Origin of the sequence: Cetobacterium somerae ATCC BAA-474 (assembly GCF_000479045.1) — a bacterium.
Taxonomy (GTDB): Bacteria; Fusobacteriota; Fusobacteriia; order Fusobacteriales; family Fusobacteriaceae; genus Cetobacterium_A; species Cetobacterium_A somerae.
Genome location: NZ_KI518055.1, coordinates 24,905 through 43,047 on the forward strand (window position 1 = coordinate 24,905; position 18,143 = coordinate 43,047).

17 protein-coding genes and 1 riboswitch are annotated in these 18,143 nt (G+C 28.8%); of the genes, 3 read left to right on the forward strand and 14 right to left on the reverse strand.

What is annotated here, in order from left to right:
- Positions 1-10: 10 nt before the first annotated feature.
- The 8 genes from HMPREF0202_RS00145 to recQ all read right to left on the reverse strand — a co-directional run bounded on the left by HMPREF0202_RS00145 (position 11) and on the right by recQ (position 8,090).
- A complete protein-coding gene (locus tag HMPREF0202_RS00145; RefSeq protein WP_023049580.1) occupies positions 11-796 on the reverse strand; it encodes a peptidylprolyl isomerase in 786 nt (261 codons plus the stop codon).
- Positions 797-841: 45 nt separating this feature from the next.
- On the reverse strand, positions 842-1,615 hold the full coding sequence (locus HMPREF0202_RS00150) for an ABC transporter permease (protein ID WP_023049581.1): 774 nt from the start codon (positions 1,613-1,615) through the stop codon (positions 842-844).
- Positions 1,608-2,453 (reverse strand): ABC transporter permease, encoded by an 846-nt coding sequence (locus HMPREF0202_RS00155; protein ID WP_023049582.1) that lies wholly within the window; start codon positions 2,451-2,453, stop codon positions 1,608-1,610. The genes HMPREF0202_RS00150 and HMPREF0202_RS00155 overlap by 8 nt, the downstream gene beginning before the upstream one ends.
- Entirely contained in the window at positions 2,454-3,572 is a 1,119-nt protein-coding gene (locus HMPREF0202_RS00160; protein ID WP_023049583.1) for an ABC transporter ATP-binding protein, read from the reverse strand.
- A 130-nt stretch (positions 3,573-3,702) separates the two neighbouring features.
- A complete protein-coding gene (gene hpf / locus HMPREF0202_RS00165) occupies positions 3,703-4,263 on the reverse strand; it encodes a ribosome hibernation-promoting factor, HPF/YfiA family (RefSeq protein WP_023049584.1) in 561 nt (186 codons plus the stop codon).
- A 52-nt stretch (positions 4,264-4,315) separates the two neighbouring features.
- Positions 4,316-4,996, reverse strand: a complete 681-nt coding sequence (locus HMPREF0202_RS00170) for an ABC transporter ATP-binding protein (protein WP_023049585.1) — start codon at positions 4,994-4,996, stop codon at positions 4,316-4,318.
- A complete protein-coding gene (locus HMPREF0202_RS00175) occupies positions 4,989-6,155 on the reverse strand; it encodes an ABC transporter permease (protein ID WP_023049586.1) in 1,167 nt (388 codons plus the stop codon). The genes HMPREF0202_RS00170 and HMPREF0202_RS00175 overlap by 8 nt, the downstream gene beginning before the upstream one ends.
- A gap of 15 nt (positions 6,156-6,170) precedes the next feature.
- On the reverse strand, positions 6,171-8,090 hold the full coding sequence (gene recQ / locus HMPREF0202_RS00180) for a DNA helicase RecQ (protein WP_023049587.1): 1,920 nt from the start codon (positions 8,088-8,090) through the stop codon (positions 6,171-6,173).
- Between the two features lie 131 nt (positions 8,091-8,221).
- Between recQ and mnmH the strand changes: the two genes are divergently transcribed.
- Together mnmH and HMPREF0202_RS00190 are read left to right on the forward strand one after the other, a co-directional pair.
- Positions 8,222-9,262 carry a tRNA 2-selenouridine(34) synthase MnmH gene (gene mnmH, locus HMPREF0202_RS00185; RefSeq protein ID WP_040405891.1) on the forward strand — a complete coding sequence of 347 codons (1,041 nt, stop codon included), beginning with the start codon at positions 8,222-8,224 and terminating at the stop codon, positions 9,260-9,262.
- Positions 9,225-9,800: a hypothetical protein gene (locus HMPREF0202_RS00190; RefSeq protein WP_023049589.1), complete on the forward strand. Its 576-nt coding sequence runs from the start codon at positions 9,225-9,227 to the stop codon at positions 9,798-9,800. Before mnmH ends, HMPREF0202_RS00190 begins: the two co-directional genes overlap by 38 nt.
- Here the strand turns inward: HMPREF0202_RS00190 and HMPREF0202_RS00195 are convergent, their stop codons facing one another.
- From HMPREF0202_RS00195 to HMPREF0202_RS00220, 6 genes are read right to left on the reverse strand one after another with little or no spacing between them, the layout of a single operon-like run.
- The gene (locus HMPREF0202_RS00195; protein ID WP_023049590.1) at positions 9,801-10,367 is read right to left on the reverse strand and encodes a xanthine phosphoribosyltransferase; all 567 of its coding nucleotides are present in this window, start codon (positions 10,365-10,367) and stop codon (positions 9,801-9,803) included.
- Positions 10,364-11,641: a selenium cofactor biosynthesis protein YqeC gene (gene yqeC, locus HMPREF0202_RS00200; RefSeq protein ID WP_023049591.1), complete on the reverse strand. Its 1,278-nt coding sequence runs from the start codon at positions 11,639-11,641 to the stop codon at positions 10,364-10,366. The genes HMPREF0202_RS00195 and yqeC overlap by 4 nt, the downstream gene beginning before the upstream one ends.
- A 27-nt stretch (positions 11,642-11,668) precedes the next feature.
- Entirely contained in the window at positions 11,669-13,921 is a 2,253-nt protein-coding gene (locus HMPREF0202_RS00205; protein WP_023049592.1) for a xanthine dehydrogenase family protein molybdopterin-binding subunit, read from the reverse strand.
- The gene (locus tag HMPREF0202_RS00210) at positions 13,908-14,372 is read right to left on the reverse strand and encodes a (2Fe-2S)-binding protein (protein WP_023049593.1); all 465 of its coding nucleotides are present in this window, start codon (positions 14,370-14,372) and stop codon (positions 13,908-13,910) included. Before HMPREF0202_RS00210 ends, HMPREF0202_RS00205 begins: the two co-directional genes overlap by 14 nt.
- Positions 14,372-15,166: an FAD binding domain-containing protein gene (locus HMPREF0202_RS00215; RefSeq protein WP_023049594.1), complete on the reverse strand. Its 795-nt coding sequence runs from the start codon at positions 15,164-15,166 to the stop codon at positions 14,372-14,374. Before HMPREF0202_RS00215 ends, HMPREF0202_RS00210 begins: the two co-directional genes overlap by 1 nt.
- Before the next feature lie 27 nt (positions 15,167-15,193).
- A complete protein-coding gene (locus tag HMPREF0202_RS00220; protein ID WP_023049595.1) occupies positions 15,194-16,543 on the reverse strand; it encodes a uracil-xanthine permease family protein in 1,350 nt (449 codons plus the stop codon).
- A gap of 142 nt (positions 16,544-16,685) precedes the next feature.
- A riboswitch (purine riboswitch) is annotated at positions 16,686-16,783 on the reverse strand.
- 417 nt (positions 16,784-17,200) lie between these two features.
- Here HMPREF0202_RS00220 and HMPREF0202_RS00225 point away from each other — a divergent pair.
- Positions 17,201-18,100, forward strand: coding sequence for an aldo/keto reductase (locus HMPREF0202_RS00225; protein ID WP_023049596.1), 900 nt, complete (start codon positions 17,201-17,203; stop codon positions 18,098-18,100).
- Positions 18,101-18,143: the final 43 nt, after the last annotated feature.

Consider the following 18,143-nt stretch of genomic DNA (forward strand, 5'->3'; position numbering starts at 1 on the left):
TTTTATTTAATTAATTATTTTTTGAATCTTTTATTTTTTTCTCAGTAGCTCTTATAAATCTAGGAATGAACCATTCCTTTTCTTCTTCTTCTTTTTGATCTTTCTTTGTATAAATTCTTTGAAGCTCATCATAGTATGCTTGAGATTCTCCACTGAATTCATTTTTATCCTTTATAGGATATTTCTTTAAATTTGGGAAATTTTTATCTAATGTAGCATTCCACTCTTCTACTTGTGCTTTATGTAAAGATAAGAATAAATCAACATCTCCTGTAAATTTAATCTCTTTAATAACATCTCCAACTTCTAATTTTTTGATATTGTTGAAATCTTTTTCTTCAATATATTCTCCAAATATAGTATGCTTATTGTTTAGCCAATCAGCAGGATAAAGAGTAAAGAAGAATTGAGATCCTCCTGTTTCAGGTCCTGTATTTGCCATTGCTAACATTCCTGGTTGATAGAAATCTAACCATTTAGAGAATTCATCAGGAATAGAATAACCAGGTCCTCCATCTCCTCTTCCAGTAGGGTCTCCACCTTGAACCACAAAATTTTCTACAGCTCTATGAATTTTTGTATTGTCATAGAATCCTCTTTTTGCAAGGTTTATAAAATTAGCTACAGTTACTGGGGAAGCTTCTGGATATAAATAGAAACTAATATCCCCTTGTGTTGTTACAAAAGTAGCTCTAATATCGTTATATTTTACTGCTTGAGTTTTACTAGTAGATGAACAACTCACCATTACAGCTAACATCACTACTAGAGATAGTAATTTAATGATTTTTTTCATATATGCCCTCCTGTTTTTTCTGCTAGTATTATACTATATAAAAACCTATTTTACAAAGTACTTTTGTAAACTTTTTGTAGATAGGGTTAAAGCTATGGATAAAACAATAAGTAATACAGACAATGCATTTACAACTGGAGAAACTCCTAACCTTATCATAGAGTATATTCTTAATGGTAATGTAGAAGATCCAGGTCCAGCAACAAAGAACGTTGTAACGAAATCATCAAATGATAAAGTTAAAGCCATTAAAAATCCAGATATTATAGCAGGCATTAACATAGGTAAAATTACCTTTTTCAATGTTTGAAACTCATTAGCACCAAGATCATAAGCAGCCTCAACAATAGAGTAGTCAAACTCTCCAAGTCTAGATAAAACAATAAATAAAACAAAAGGTATATTAAATGTTGTATGGGCTATAAAAATACTAGTTAATCCTAATTCTAACTTTACTGTAGCAAACATAATTAAAAGAGAAACTCCTAGAATTATATCGGGAATAACTAAAGGTAAAAAAGTAATAACTTTTAAATAATTTTTATGTTTAAAGTTATACCAATGTATACCAATAGCTCCTAAAGTTCCAATTAGTGTCGATATTGTACTAGATAAAACTCCGATTATTAAACTATATTTAAAAGCTTTCCAAATATTATCAGAATATAAAAATAGCTCTTTATACCATTTCATTGAGAACCCTTGCCAAGTACTAGATCTACCTTCGTTAAAGGAATACATAACAAGAATTACTAGTGGTAAATAAAAGAATATCATAGAAAGAATAAAGAAAAATAAAGATGTTCTTCTTCTATTCATCACTTACCTCCTTAGACTTTTTTTCAGCTCTCATAAAAATTAATAGAGCAATTGATGTAACTAAGATAAGCATAGCAGATATAGCAGAGGCTAAAGGCCAGTTTCTTGTTACAGTTAAATGTTGGGCAATGATATTTCCAAGCATAGTAGCCTGAGTACCACCCACAAGCTTAGGGATTGCGTATGATCCCATTGCAGGAATAAAAGTAAATAAAATAGCTGTAATGATACCAGATTTAATATTTGGTAAAAATACTTTTCTAAAAGCTTGACTATTAGTAGCTCCTAAATCTCTTGCAGCTTCAACTAGAGAAAAATCAAATTTTTCAATAATTGCATAAAGTGGTAATATAGCAAAGGGTAAACTAGTATAAACAGTTATTAAAATAACCGATCCAGTATTATATAATAGCTTTAATGGAGTTTCAATTATTCCTAATTTAATTAAAAATGTATTTAAAAATCCATTTGAACCTAAGATTGATATCCAAGCATATATTCTAATTAGAAAATTAGTCCAAAATGGAATAATAACAAGGATAAGTAATTCTTGTCTAAATTTAGACCTAGCAATAAAGTATGCAGTAGGGACAGCTAAAAGTACTGTTATAAAAGTCACAGCTATAGATATATATATTGTTCTAAATAATATTTTCAAAAATATAGGCTCAAAAAATACATTGAAATTTTTGAGAGTGAAGATCATTTGAACTCCACCATAAGTTCCTTTTGTTAAAAAAGCATAACTTAAAACAATAAGCATTGGAATGACAAAGAATACAGACATCCAAAGAGTTAAAGGAATACTGTAAAAACTTCCAGAAGATATTTTTTTCAATTATATCACCTCAACTAAGAAGCTATCATCAGCATGCCAAGATATATAGGCATCTTCATCCCAGTGTATTGTATCATTGTCTTCTTCATCAAAATAAACAGCGTGCTGTTTAAAAGCTTTAAATAGAATATTCTTATCACCATTTACCCAAACAAAATATTTACTTTGGAATCCTGAGTAAATAAGTTCGTCTACATAAACTTTTAAAGTATTGTGTTTATTTGAAAGTCCAGTAGGTATATGTTTAGAAACTCTAATTTTTTCAGGTCTTATTGAAACTCTGATTTTATCTCCAACTTTAACAGGTTTATCTAATTCAAAAATTAATTCACCTAGAGATTCACTTTGAATTTTTCCATATGTTTCATCAAAAATTTCAGTTACCACACCTTCAAAAAAGTTATTTTCACCAATAAAATCAGCTACAAATGAATCAGCAGGAGCTTCATAAACTTCAGCAGGAGTTCCTACTTGTAAAATCTCTCCTTTATTCATAACTGCAATACGATCAGAGATCGATAGTGCTTCTTGTTGATCGTGTGTAATGAAAATAAAAGTTATTCCTACTTCATCATGAATATTATCAAGCTCAATTAAAAGATTCTGTCTTAACTTAGCGTCTAATGCTGATAAAGGTTCATCTAACAGTAAAACACCAGGTTTATTGATAAGAGCTCTAGCAATTGAAACTCTTTGTTGTTGTCCACCAGAAAGTTGATTAGGCTTTTTGTACATATGATCTTTTAAATCAACAAGTTCGATGAATCTTTTTACTTCAATATCAATTGTTTTCTCATCAACCTTTTTTAACCTAAGAGGAAAGGCTACATTTTCATAAACTGTTAAATGAGGAAACAAAGCATATTTTTGGAAGATTGTATTTACGTTCCTTTTATTTGGGGCTAATTCAACTATATTCTCATCTCCTAAATAGATTGCTCCACTATCAGGAGTTATAAATCCTGCAATCATTCTTAAAAGAGTAGTCTTACCACATCCAGATGGACCCAAAATAGAAAAAAACTCTCCATCTTTAATATTTAAGTTAATATTTTTTAAAACATCAACTCCGTCGAAACTTTTCTTAATATCGACAATTTTAATATCTGTTTTTTTCAATTTTACCTCCTAATATATAATAAATTTGTTCACAATAATAATATTCTATCACATTTAACAAATAAAATAAACCAGTTTATTTGTTATAAATAAAAAAGAATCCTAGCTAGACTAGGATTCTTAAATTTTTTTAGAAATGAGCAGGTTCTACGTGACCGTAATCTCCATTTCTTTTTTTATAAACGATATTCATATCACCAGTTTCTGAATTTGTAAAAACATAGAAGTCTTTATTTAAAGCTTCTAATTGTAATATAGCTTCTTCTACATCCATAGGTCTAGGATTAACTGTGATACTCTCAATTTTTTTCGTAAATTCAACAGTAATTGAGTTATCAGAAGATTCGAATGTAATTTTTTTAGCAGTAGGAATATTAGGTGAAGAGTGGTTATTATCTCTTAATTTTTCCTTATGCTTTTTAATTTGTTTTGCTAAAATTTCAGTTACACGATCTATTGCATTATAAAGGTCGTCATCTGTATAAACACCTTTAATCACATTTCCGTTTACATGAACTCTGGCATCGACTCTTTGTAGAGGTCCTGTTTTTGATTTTGTAGCAGATAAAGTAACGTTTACAGTTAAGATGTTATCGAAGAATTTTTTTAATTTAGAAAAATTCTTTTCACAATGACTTTTGATGGCGTCAGTAATAACAAGATCTCCGTTAGTATTATAGTTTATTCTCATACAAACCACCCCTTATGGATATTTATGTAGCTTTCTTACTCTATCTATACCTTTATTCTGAAAGAATTCCTTTTTTTAAGAATAATTTTTTATTAGATATCTCAGCAAGCTCTCTTGAATGTGTTACTGTTATAATTGTTTGACGTTTTTTGCTATTAATTTGTTTGAAAATATTAAAAATTTTTTCACTTGTCTCATTATCTAAGTTTCCAGTAGGCTCATCTAAAAGTAAAATTTTAGGATTGTTTATTAGAGCTCTAGCAATAGCCACTCTTTGTTTCTCTCCACCAGAAAGTTCAGTTGGTTTATGATTGGCTCTATGATCGACTCCAACCTCTTTAAGAAGTTCAAGAGCTCTTTTCTCAATCTCTTTCTTTTTAGAATAATCTTGAGTTAGAGCGGGTATCATAACATTTTCTAAAGCAGTGAATTCTGGTAAAAGATAATGAAATTGAAAAACAAAACCAATTTTTTTATTTCGTACTAAATCAATATTAGAACTATTTACAGAAATATTTTCATTATCAATATAAATATTTCCAGAAGTAGGAGAATCTAAAAGACCAATTAAGTTTAATAAGGTAGTTTTTCCTGAACCAGATTGTCCAAGAATAGATATAAAATCACCCTCTTCAATTTGTAAGTTTAAGTTTTTAATAATTTCTAAAGTTTCTGTTTTAGTTGAATAGTTTTTACAAATATTTTTTAATTCAAGTACAATGTTTTTAGTCATGTCTTAAAGCCTCCACAATTTTTAATTTTCCAGCTCTATATGCAGGAAATACACTAGATAAGAATATCAATAATATATTAGCTCCTACAATAGTTAGTAACTCTTTTAACGATAACTCTATTGGAACTTTTGTTAAATAATATATAGAAGATATACCTGGAAGAGAGTATGTTTTAATATACCAAAGTAAAAACAAAGATATAGCAACTCCGAAAACAATTCCAGTTAAACCTAAGATTATTCCTTGGATTAAAAATATTTTAATAATAGAGCTATGAGATATTCCAACTGATCTCATAATTCCTATATATCTAATTTTTTCTCTTACCATTGTATTTAGAATTACCCAAACTACAAACCCAGCTATAATAACAATTAATGAGAAACCTATAATCATTACTGTTTTTTCAAGAGTAAGAGCTTTTAAAAGATTCTGATTTAGACTTCCCCAAGTTCTATTATAAAGACCTGTATCAGAATAAATTTTATTAGAAATTTTATCAGCATCATATGGATTTTTTAAAATTAAATCGATTGAACTAATTGTTCCATCTCTTTCTGTTATATACTGGGCAGTTTGAAGAGGTAAAATAATCATTGATAAATCATAATCGTAGTATCCACTTTGAAAAGTTCCCATTATTTCTAATTGTAATTCCTTATTATTTGCAGAAATTATATTAATAGGATCTCCAATGTTACCACCAATTCTATTTAAAAGTTCTTCTCCAATTAAAACACCTTTTTTATTTGATAAATCAATACTTCCTCTTTTTATTTTACTTTCTAAATTAAGAGCAGGAATAGCTTTTTTTAAATCTAATCCATCTAGTTTAACTCCAGAAACATAAGTTCCTAAAATTCCGTTATATTTAACAATTCCTTGACTAGAAACTTTAGGAATTACTCCTTTAACTTCTGGATATTTTTCAAAAGTATTTTCTAAAGAATCATAATTTTTTAAGTTTTCATTGCCAATAACAGTAACATGACTAGATAGAGAAAGAATACTATCGATCATATTTTTATTTAATCCATTTGAAATACCAATAGATACAGTAAGAACTATAATACCTATAGCAATACCAATAATACCAATAAAACTTTGTTTTTTATGTTCGCAAATATGTTTTTTAGCTATAAAAAATTCAAATAACATTAGTTCACCTCGTAGTTAGTTAGTAAAAAGAGTTTTTATTAAAATCTCTTTTAATTCATCAGTTGTAATTTCAGTATTTAAAGCTTTTTTTAATTCTATGAGCTGTTTATTACCTAAATACTTTTCATCAATAATATTATCTACATAAAGCATATCGATTTCTTGGGGAGAAAGTTTATTAATTGTCTTTAAAAAAAGATCTCCGTAATTTTTAAACTTTTGATTACCAATTCCTCTAATTTTTAACATTTCCCAACGATTTTGAGGCTTTTTTTCAGCCATTTCCATAAGAGTTAAGTCTGAAAAAATAATATAGGGAGGAACTCCCTCTTTTTGAGCAATCTCTTTTCTTAAGTTATTTAATGTTTCAAAAAGTGGATCTTCAAAATAATCAAATGTTACAGATTCATTTACTCTTCTAAATACAGCTTTGATATTCTTTAAAACTTCAAAGGCTTTAGGAGTTAATTTGAGTGTGGGAAAACTTCCGGCACTTTGTTCTAAATAGTTTTCAGATATAAGATAGTATATAAACTCTTCAAGATTAGTTCGATTATAAGAGGACATAATTCCAAATGTAGTAAGTTTAAAATACTCCTTTCTTTCAATTTTTGTATCAATTTTTCCCATTAAAATATTAGTTAGAGTAGAGATACCAATACTTTCTTTTGTACGACCGATGCATGAAAAAACCTTTTGTGCATCTAGGGTAAAAGATTTAACATCTTTAAAATTTTTACAATTACCACAATTGCCACAGTAATTTTTAATTCTTTTATCACCAAAATACTTTAAAATGTATTCTCTATAACAACTTTCTAAGTAAGCATAATCAATCATTTGATCGAGTTTTTTTCTTTTTGTATTTTTTAAATGATTTGAACTTTCTTCATTTTGTTCAATTAGAAACTCTTGAGTAGAAACATCTTCTTCGAAGAAAAGTAGTATTGCCTCAGAAGGCGCACCATCTCTTCCGGCTCTTCCAGCTTCTTGATAGTAACTTTCCAAATCTTTTGGAATATTTCTATGTATTACATACCTAACATTAGATTTGTCAATACCCATTCCAAAAGCATTAGTAGCAATCATAACTTTAACGTCATCTCTTAAAAATTTATCCTGAAACTCTGTACGTTCTTTTTCATCTAAACCAGCATGATATTTTCCCACACTAAATCCTTTAAGTTGTAAATAACTATATAAATTATCAACTTCTTTACGAGTAGCAGCGTATATTATTCCAGATTTTTTTGAATTTCTTTTTAAATATTCACTGATAAATGCTTCTGGAACAACTCCCTTTTCAACTTTAAAAGTAATATTTTCTCTGTCAAATCCATCAACAGAAACTTTAGGATTTTGTAAATTAAGTTTTTCAATTATATCTTGTCGAACTTTACTTGTAGCAGTGGCAGTAAGTGCTAAAATTTGTGGTCGTTGATTGATTTTATTTAAAAAATCTGGAATTTCTAGATAACTTTTTCTAAAGTCATGTCCCCATTGAGAAATACAGTGAGCTTCATCAACAGCAATCATAGATAGTTGTATATTTTTTATAAAGTTTATAAATTTTTCATTTGCTAATCTTTCTGGTGCAATATAAAGAATTTTGATACTTTTATTTCTAACTCCTTGAACTAATTTAAGATATTCCTCTTTACTCAGTGTAGAGTTTAAAAATCCAGCTCTTACACCTAAATATTTTAAAGAATCTACTTGATCTTTCATTAAGGAGATAAGAGGAGAGATAACAATGGTAAGGTGAGGATAAATTAAAGCTGGAATTTGATAGCAGATAGATTTTCCACCACCAGTTGACATAACACCTAAAGTATCTTTTTTAGAAAGGATATTATTTATAATTATATCTTGTCCTTTTCTAAAATTTTCATATCCATAAATAGTTTTTAGTAACTCTTTTGCTTTTGTTTTCATAACTTCCTTTCTTTTTAAAAGTTAATTTCTTAATAGATTTTATCATAATAAAGATATTTTTTATATAAATAATATTCAATTTTATTAAAAATCATAGTAAAATATAATAAGCATAAAAAATGGAGGAAAAAATGATTTTAGTAAAATATGAGGATTTGTTGAAGGAGAAGAACTACACTTTGATAGATGTAAGAACTCCAAAAGAGTTTAAAGAAGAGCCTATTCCAGGAGCTATAAATATACCATTACTTTTAGATGAAGAGAGAGTAGATGTTGGAACTGCTTATAAACAAGTTTCACCTGAAAAAGCTAAAGAATTAGGGGTTGAAGCTATTGCAAAAAGATTACCTGATATATTTAGAGAGGTTCAAAAACATGCTAAAGGTAGACTAGCATTTTATTGTGCTCGTGGTGGAATGAGAAGTGGATCTATGTCAGCTTTATTTGAAGCTTTAGGATATACAACTTGGAAGTTAGAAGGAGGATATAGAGCTTATAGACAGTATATTTTAGAGAATATAAAAACTTATAATAAAGATGTAAAGTATATTATTTTACATGGAAAAACAGGTATAGGAAAAACAAAAATTTTACAGCAATTAGAGAATAAGGGATATTCAGTTTTAGATTTAGAAAAGATGGCTAATCACAAGGGTTCATTTTTTGGTGGAGTTTGTGAAAAAGAGGAGCAGAGTCAGAAAAAATTTGATTCTTTAATATTTGATTATTTTTATAAAAATAAACCTCAATATGTAATTGCAGAAAGTGAAAGTAAAAGAATTGGAAATGTATATGTTCCTGAAGATGTATTTCAATCTTTAGGTAATGGAGTACATTTATCATTAGAAACAACAATAAAAAATAGAGTAGAAGTAATAAGAGAAGATTATGCAGGTGCAACAGTAGATGAACTTCAAAAATGTTTAGATAAAGTAGGAAGATATATTGGTAAAGAAAAATATGAAGAATACTCTCAAATGTTAAAAGATAATAAAATAGATGAACTTTCAGAAGTACTAATGTTAGATTACTATGATCCTCTTTATCAAAAGAGTATTGAAAAGTATATTTATGATTCAGAGATATTTTATGAAACTATAGATGAGGGAGTAGAGAAAGTGGTGAGATATCTAAATGAAAAAGGTATTTTTGGAAAAGAGGTCACTGAATAAAATATTTATAGTTTTAGCATCATTTGCTTTAGCCGTTTTAATATATTTACTTTTTAGAAGTAGAAAGCTTTTTTACTATCAAATTGTAGAGTTGATGAATTTAGATTCTCATGTTAGATCAATAAGAAAAGTAGTATGGGTTTATAGAAAACACATACCTAATTGGGTAATATACTCCTTACCAGATGGGTTATGGTTATTTTCAATGGGTGTATCCATTTTACATAATAGAGTTTTTTACAAAAAGGCTCAAAATATATTTAATATAATATTTTTTACTATGATTGGAATAGAAGTGTTTCAAGGGATCTATGGAGGACATGGTACTTTTATAGGAACCTTTGATGGAGCAGATGTAATCTGCTATACAATAGGATACATAATGGCCTCTATACTGGGATATTTAAGTTGGGTTAAAAATTCTAAAGAGATAAAAATTCAAAATGAAGATGAGGTTTTAAAAAAAGAAAGGAAAAAAATCCTAATAATTGTAATTGTATTTACAATATTAGGATTCTTTCCAGCCTTGGTTACTTAATTATCTTAAAGTAATTGTATTATCTTCTAAAGATTCAATAATAGCAAGGGATTCAAGGTGGATTCCTTGCTCTTTTAATATAGTCCCACCTGGTTGAAATCCTTTTTCAATAACAATTCCAACACCTTCTAGAGAAGCTCCAGCTTGATCAATTATATTTTTAAGTCCAATAATAGCATTTCCCATAGCTAAAAAATCATCAACAACAAGAATACGATCTTCAGATGATAAAAACTCTTTAGAAACAGTTATATTATAGTCTGTTTTCTTTGTAAAAGAATGAACATTAGCGTTGTAAGCATCTCCCATAGTAGAAGGTTTCTTTTTCTTAGCAAAAACCATAGGAACTTTGAAAGCATAAGCAGCAGCTATACCAATAGCAATCCCAGAAGCTTCTATTGTAAGAATTTTATTTATATTTTTTCCTTCAAAACGTTTTTTTAATTCTTCTCCAATCTCTATCATTAAAACAGGATCAATTTGATGGTTGATAAAGCTATCTACTTTTAAAATAGAGCTATCAGTAACTGACCCGTATTTTTCAATATATTCTTTTAATAATTTCATATTTGTTCCTCCAACATTTCTAATTTTTTTAAATCATTTTGTGTATCTATATCAAAAAACTCCAAAGAGTTTTTAAAATTACATTTTATAAAGTTTTCTTTTTTTAAAATTTCACGTCCTCCACTATCACCTTTGAGCTTGACAAGCTCATTACGATAACGCTTTGGAAAAAGTACAGGAGCCTTTTTATTTCCATCAATAAATGGAACTATAATTTGATTATATTTTTGAAATTCATATATCAATTTTAATAGAGTGCTCTTTGTTAGGAAGGGCATATCTCCTGGAATAAATAGATAACCAGATAAAGATGAGTTTAAAGTTCCTAATATAACAGAGTAACTTTGACCAAACTCAGGATTAGGATTGATTATATAGGTATAGCCATATTTATGACTTAGCTCATCATGAAAAGAGTTTTTTCCAATAAGTATTTTCTCTTTAAAATTTATTTGAGAGATATTTAAAAGAGTTTGCTCTAATATGGTTTTTCCATTAACCAATTTAAAATTCAATTTATCGCCTAAAAATCTTTTTGAAAAACCTGCTGCTAAAACAATTGGGGTAATATTTTTAAAAGAAAAAAATTCATTTTTAAAAATAGATCCAAAATAGATTTTAGAGGTAATATTAACTTTATTTACAATATTAAAAAACTCTTCAAATAAATCAATAGATTCAATTTTATTAAAAAATAGTATTTTTTCATTTGAAGTTCCTTTAAAAAAGGTATTTGAATTAATATAACCTATATAATCATTTTTTTCAATAGTTTTATTAGAATTAAAATATTGTTTTTGAAAAAGATCAAATCTATGAATAGTATTTTCATTTTTCTCTTTATGTAAAGCTGTTATATCAATAATAGCGATAGTTTTAGTAGAAGCAGGATAAATTACAGGCTCGTTATTCTTCCATCCTTTTAAAGCTTTACTAGCACTTCCATCAGCCTCTATTAAAATAAAATCAAAACGATTTTTAAATTTATTTAACTCTTCAAAAGAGGCACTATCAATTTTATCATTTTCAATCTTTGGACAAAAAATGTGTATAAAATTATCCTGAGGAGATATAAAATCTATCTCCTCAGGATATATGAAAATAAAACTATTATTTTCTGTGCACTCTGGTTTAAATATTTTAGTGGTTGTAGCTATTAAGACAGTTCCTCTTTTTTTTAATTGATTTGCTAGATAAAACATTAAGGAAGTTTTACCACCAGCTCCAGTAATAGATATAATATCTCCTTTAATGATATTAAAAAGTTCTGACATAAAAATCTCCTCCCACTTTGAATAGTTTTAGATATCTAAAATTCCCATTAAAACTTTTTCAGATGTTACAGGTAAATTTCTAACTCTAACTTTAGTTGCTTTATATACAGCATCTACAATAGCAGGTGCAGGAGTATTTACAACAACTTCACCAACAGATTTAGCTCCAAAAGGTCCTGTTTTTTCATAAGAGTTTGAAAATTCAACTCTTATATTTTTACAATCAAGTCTAGAAGGAATTTTATATTGCATTAAAGAGTCGGTCATAACTCTTCCCTTTTTATCATACTTAATATCTTCAAAAAGAGCAAGTCCTATTCCTTGAGCAGCTCCACCTTCAACTTGAACTTGAACTAAGTTTGGGTTGATAGGAGTTCCACAATCTACAACAGAAAGGTAGTCAGTAACTTCAACTTCTCCTGTTAAAGTATCTACTTCGACCTCAGCAAATCCTGCAATAAATGGTGGCGGAGAAGTTTCTCCTCCCCAAGTTCCAGTTGTAGTAATTTGATTCATTCCTTCAAAAGAGATAGAACGTTGAGCAAACTCTTCTAAAGAGATAATTTTGTCAGCTATTTTTAGCTCAGTTCCAAGATAATCAATATCACCAATTTCAACATTGAACATTTTAGATGCACCTTTTAAAATTTCCTCTTTCATATTATTTGCAGCAATAATTACAGCATTTCCAGTAACATAAGTACCACTAGATGCATATGCTCCAGGATCATATGGAGATAAATCAGTATCAGCTGAATGAATAGAGATTCTATCCATAGGAACTTCTAAAACTTCGGCAGCCATTTGAGTAAGAACCGTATCACATCCTTGTCCCATATCAGTAACTCCAACCATAAGATTAAAATCACCTCTATCTCCAAGCTTTATTGTTGCAGCAGCAGTATCGATACCACCAATTCCAGATCCTTGCATTGTAACAGCCATTCCAGCAGCTCTAACTTTATTAGGAGCTACTTCTCTAGGAATTGATTTTTCTGCCCAATTAAATTTTTCTTTACCAATTTCAATACATTTTTTAATATCACCACTTGTAATATACTTTCCTTCACCTGGTTCAACAAGATTTTTCATTCTAACTTCAGTAGGGTCAAGTTTTAGATGATGAGCTAATTCATTAATAATAGATTCTACAGCAAAAGTTCCTTGAGTAGCTCCGTATCCTCTAAAAGCACCAGCATTCATAGTGTTAGAATAAACGATATTAGCATTAAATCTCATAGGTACAGTATCGTAAAGAGGAAAAGTTTTGTATGAAACAAGAGAAGTAACTGTAGGGGCGTGCTCACCGTAAGCACCAGCATTTGATAAAACATTGATATCAATAGCTTTGATATTTCCATTTGTATCTGCTCCTATTTTAACATCAAGTTTCATTCCATGTCTTGTAGTTGTGCAAGTATGTGTTTCTTTTCTGTTGTATACTATTTTAGATGGTTTTCCTGTTTTTAAAGTAACAAAAGCTGAATAAATTTCGCAAACAGCTGTTTGCTTACCACCAAAACCACCACCTATTCTAGGTTTAATAACTCTTATTTTACTACTAGGCATCTCTAAAGCTCTAGCTAAGTGTCTTCTAACATGAAATGGAATTTGTGTTGAACTTACTGTTGTCAATCTACCATTAACATCAAAGTAACTATAAGATCTATAAGTCTCCATCATAGCATGCATTTGCGGTTGAGTATAGTATGTTCTTTCAAGAATAATATCACTATTTTCAAATCCTTCATCAACACCAGGTTTTTCAGCATAAGCTTTAGAGGCTATATTTCTCTCTCTTTCGTACCCAATTTCAAAATTAGTATGAACTTCTTCTGGGTGAATAATAATATGAGAATCAATAGATTTTTCAAAGTCTAAAATCGGTTCTAAAACTTCATATTGAACTTTGATTAGTTTCATAGCTTTATCAGCAGCTCTTTCATCTTCAGCAGCTATAATAGCTACAGGATCTCCAACGTACCTAACATATTCATCAAGAATTCTTCTATCATATGGAGATGGTTCAGGGAAACTTTGTCCAGCTAAGGTAAATCTAGTTTTAGGAGTATCATTATGTGTAAAAATAGCTTCAACACCAGGAACCTTTAAAGCTATTGATGTATCAATAGCTTTAATTTTAGCAAAAGGATGAGGTGATCTTAATAATTTTATAGTTAAAACATTATTATTTAAAATTAAATCTTCAGTATAAGCAGGATTTCCTGTAACAACTCCCATACCATCAACTTTTTTAACTGATGTATTAACAATTTTCATTTTTTATCTCCTCCATAAAATTTCTAATTGCTCTAAGTTGAGATACATATCCGCTACATCTACAAAGATTTCCATTTAAATAATGCATAATTTCGTCATCAGTAGGGTTTTGTAATTCTTTAATCATTGCAATAACAGTTAATGTGAATCCAGGAGAACAAAAACCACATTGTTCAGCCCCTTCGCTAGTCATAAAAGAAGCAAATTTTTTAGCTTCTACTGGAAAATGTTCAATTGTAGAAATTTGTTTTCCTTGTGCTCTAGCTGCAAGAGTGCTACAAGAAAGTGTAGGAGAACCATTTAAAAGAACTGTACATAAACCACAAGCTCCAGTGTCACAACCTCTTTTAACACTTAGGTATCCCTCTTTTCTTAAAACATCAAGTAGATAATCGTCATCTTTTATAAGAATCTCTTTTTTTCTACCATTTATAGTAGTTGTTAATAACATTAATTTAAAACCTCCTGAATTCCTTTTCTAAGTAATGCTGCTAGAAGAAGTTCTCTATAAGACTTTGAACCTCTCATATTTGAATCTAAAGGAATTTCATTTCCAATATATTTCATAGCATTGATAATTTCATTTTCAATATTTTCACTATGGTTAAAAATATCCATAGTTTTTCTAGCCAATATAGCTTTTCCAGGTCTTGATCCAACAGCAATAGTTATACTATTATCAAATTTACAAATAGCTAAATTTATAATAGAATAATCAGTTTTACTTTTTCTTACACATTGAAAAGATGTTTTACAAACTTTTTTAGGTATTAAAATCTCTACTAGTATATCTCTTCTAATATCTGATTCATTTAAAAACGACTCTAATGTTAAGATCCCACCATTGAAAAGCTTAACTTTACTATCTAAAGCAAGTAAAACTGGAATTAAATCAGAGAAACCATACTTACTAAAAACTGTTGCTCCAACAGTTACATTTGTTCTAAATTGTACACCAATAATATCCTTTAAAGCAGTATTAAAAATTTCTCCAAAATAATCTTTTAAAAGAGAGTTTGTTTCAAGAGATCTAAAAGTAGTCATAGCGCCAATTGAAATAAAATCCTCTTTTTCTAAAATATAATTTAAATTTAAATTTGATAAATCAATAGCTGTATTCCAAGAGGTATTTCCCATTCTTAAATAAGAAGTTCCACCTAGAATAATATTTTTTTTATTTTTTAAAAGTTCTGAATAAGCTTCTTCAAGAGAAGAGGCTAGAAAAAATTTTGAAAAAGAAAACAAGTTAAAACCTCCAATTAATCTAATTTATTAAGCAACTTTTTTGGCTAATTTAGCTTCTTCAGTTACTTTTTCTTCAACTGTTTCATTCTCTGGAGGTAAAATTATATTTAAGAATACAGCAATTGTACCAGAAACAACAATTCCAGATCCACCAAATATAAGTTTTATACTCTCAGGGAAAACAGTTAGAGCCTCAGGAACATTTCCAAGTCCATATCCAAGTCCTAACGAAACAGCTAATATAACAGAATTTCTACCTTTTAAAGGTTCTTTAGTAATTAAATTGATACCACTTATTGAAATCATAGCAAAGACCATAACTAAGCTTCCACCAATAACACTAGCAGGAATGATTGTGAAAAGAGCACCTATTTTAGGGATAAAAGCTCCAACAACTAGGAACATAGCTCCAGTTGCAACAACGAATCTACTCATAATACCAGTCATAGCAATAATACCAGTATTTTGACTAAAAGATGTAGTAGGTAAAACAGAGAATACTGCAGCTAAAGCACTTCCAAGTCCATCAGCAAGGATTCCACCTGACAGTTCTTTATCAGTTGTTTCTCTACCAGCACCACCCATAGTAACCCCAGACATATCTCCAACAGTTTCAACAGCAGAAACGATAAACATTAAAATCATAGCTAAAATAGCATCAAAATGAAACGCAAATCCAAACATTAAAGGTCTTGGTACAGTAAGATAATCAGCTTGAATAAGAGGTTGTAAATTTACTTTTCCAAATATTAAAGCTACAATAAAACCAACAATTGTTCCAATGAATATAGAACCAGTACTTAAGATACCTTTTGTAAATTGTTTAAAGAAAACAACAGTAATAAGAACAACCGTTCCAATAAGTAAATTTTCAACAGAACCAAAATCTGGAGCACCAACACCACCAGCAAAACTTTTAATCCCGACAGGTAAAAGAGAAAGACCGATAGAAAGAACAACAACACCTGTAACAATAGGTGGAAAAAACTTTCTTACCCTTTTTATAATAAGACCTAAAAGTCCTTCAAAAATTCCTCCAATTAATGCAGCACCTAATACTCCTTCAAAACCATATCTTGTTCCAATAGAGATAGCAACAGGAACAAAAGCAAAACTAGTTCCAACAACAATAGGTAGTTTAGCTCCAATAGGACCAAGAGTATATGCTTGAATTAAAGTATTTAATCCTGCAACAAACATTGAAGCTTGAATAAGAAGCGTTTTTTGCTCAGATGAAATTCCTAAAACACCAGCAACGATTATGATAGGTGTAATATTACTTACAAACATTGCTAAAATATGTTGTAAACCTAAAGGTAAAGCTGTTTTTAACTCTGGAACTCCATCTAAGTGATAAGGTGATCTGTTTTTTTTCATTGATAATAATCCTCCTAAAATTCTTTTTTGAATTTTACTCAAATATATATTTGGGATTAAACTATTGTAGAAAATAAAAAAAGATTATCCTTTTTCATCTTCTACAAGTGAAAAATAGATAATCTAAAAAAACTAGACTAAAAAATCTATTTATTTCACCCATAGTGGCTAATTTAAGGTTAGCCGTAGAAACTTCCGACCGTATTACGGATATATATGAGTAATTCTTTAATTTCCTTTGAATTTACTTCAAAGGTATTACATACTATACTTAAAACTTGCTCTTAAAAATAAACTAGTAAATGAATTAATCAAATTTTAGTGAATTTAAGAACGTTTACTTAGGAAAAATGATACCATAATTTAGTTAACTTTTCAATATTTTTTTACTAAGTCGACAAAGGCAAAGTATAATTATCTAAAACGAAAATAATGATTAACAAATTATTTTATATAAAAAGTTTGACAAACGAATTATTTTGTTATAAACTGTTAAAGTAAATGCTGTTATTTACGCCAACCAAAAAATTAGTTAAAAATTGAAGACCCTTCCCAAGGTCTTCTTTTTTATATTGATTTATTTTATTGTTTGTTTTGACAATTATATATTTTAAGAATATACTAAGTATAACCAAAACTAATATAAGGGGGCTTTTTATGAACTATACACAGTTAAGTGAAAAATTAAAGATGTCAAAAATAGCATTAGGATTTTGGCGTTTAAATGATTGGGGAATGTCTAAAGAAGAGTTATCAGAATATTTAGAAAAAGCAATTGATTTAGGTGTTACAACATTTGATCATGCAGATATTTATGGACGTTATACTTGTGAAAAAATTTTTGGAGAGGTTTTAGCTCTAAAACCAGAGTTAAGAGCAAAAATGCAATTAGTAAGCAAAGTTGGAATAAAACTAGTATCAGAGAATATGCCTGAAAATACATATCATTGTTATGATACAAGCTATGAACATATAGTTAAAAGTGTAGAAAAATCCTTAAAAAATTTAAATACAGATTATTTAGATTTAGTATTGATTCATAGACCTGATATGTATATGGATGCTGATGAAACAGCGAGAGCTTTAACTGATTTAAGAAAGGCTGGGAAAGTTTTAGAATGGGGAGTTTCTAATTTTTTACCATCAGATTTTAATCTTTTACAAAGTAGATTGGATTTCAAACTTGTTACTAATCAAATAGAGTTATCACCATTAAAAACACAACATTTTTATGATGGAACAATAAACTTAATGCAGGAAAAAAGAGTTCCTATAATGGTTTGGTCTCCCTTAGCAGGTGGAGAAATCTTTATTTCTGGGGATGAAAATGCAGTAGAGTTAAGAAAAGTTCTAGAGAGATTATCTAAAAAGTATAATTGTAAGTCTGATACGATAATCTATGCTTGGCATTTATCTCATCCAGCAAATTTAATACCAATTTGTGGAAGTGGAAAGATAGAAAGATTAGAGTCTGCTGTGAAAGCGTGTAATATAAAATTGACAAGAGAAGAGTGGTTTGAAATATTAGTAAATGGAATGGGAAATGATATTCCATAAAATGATAGAAATAAAAAAGCCTCACTATTTAGTGAGGCTGAAC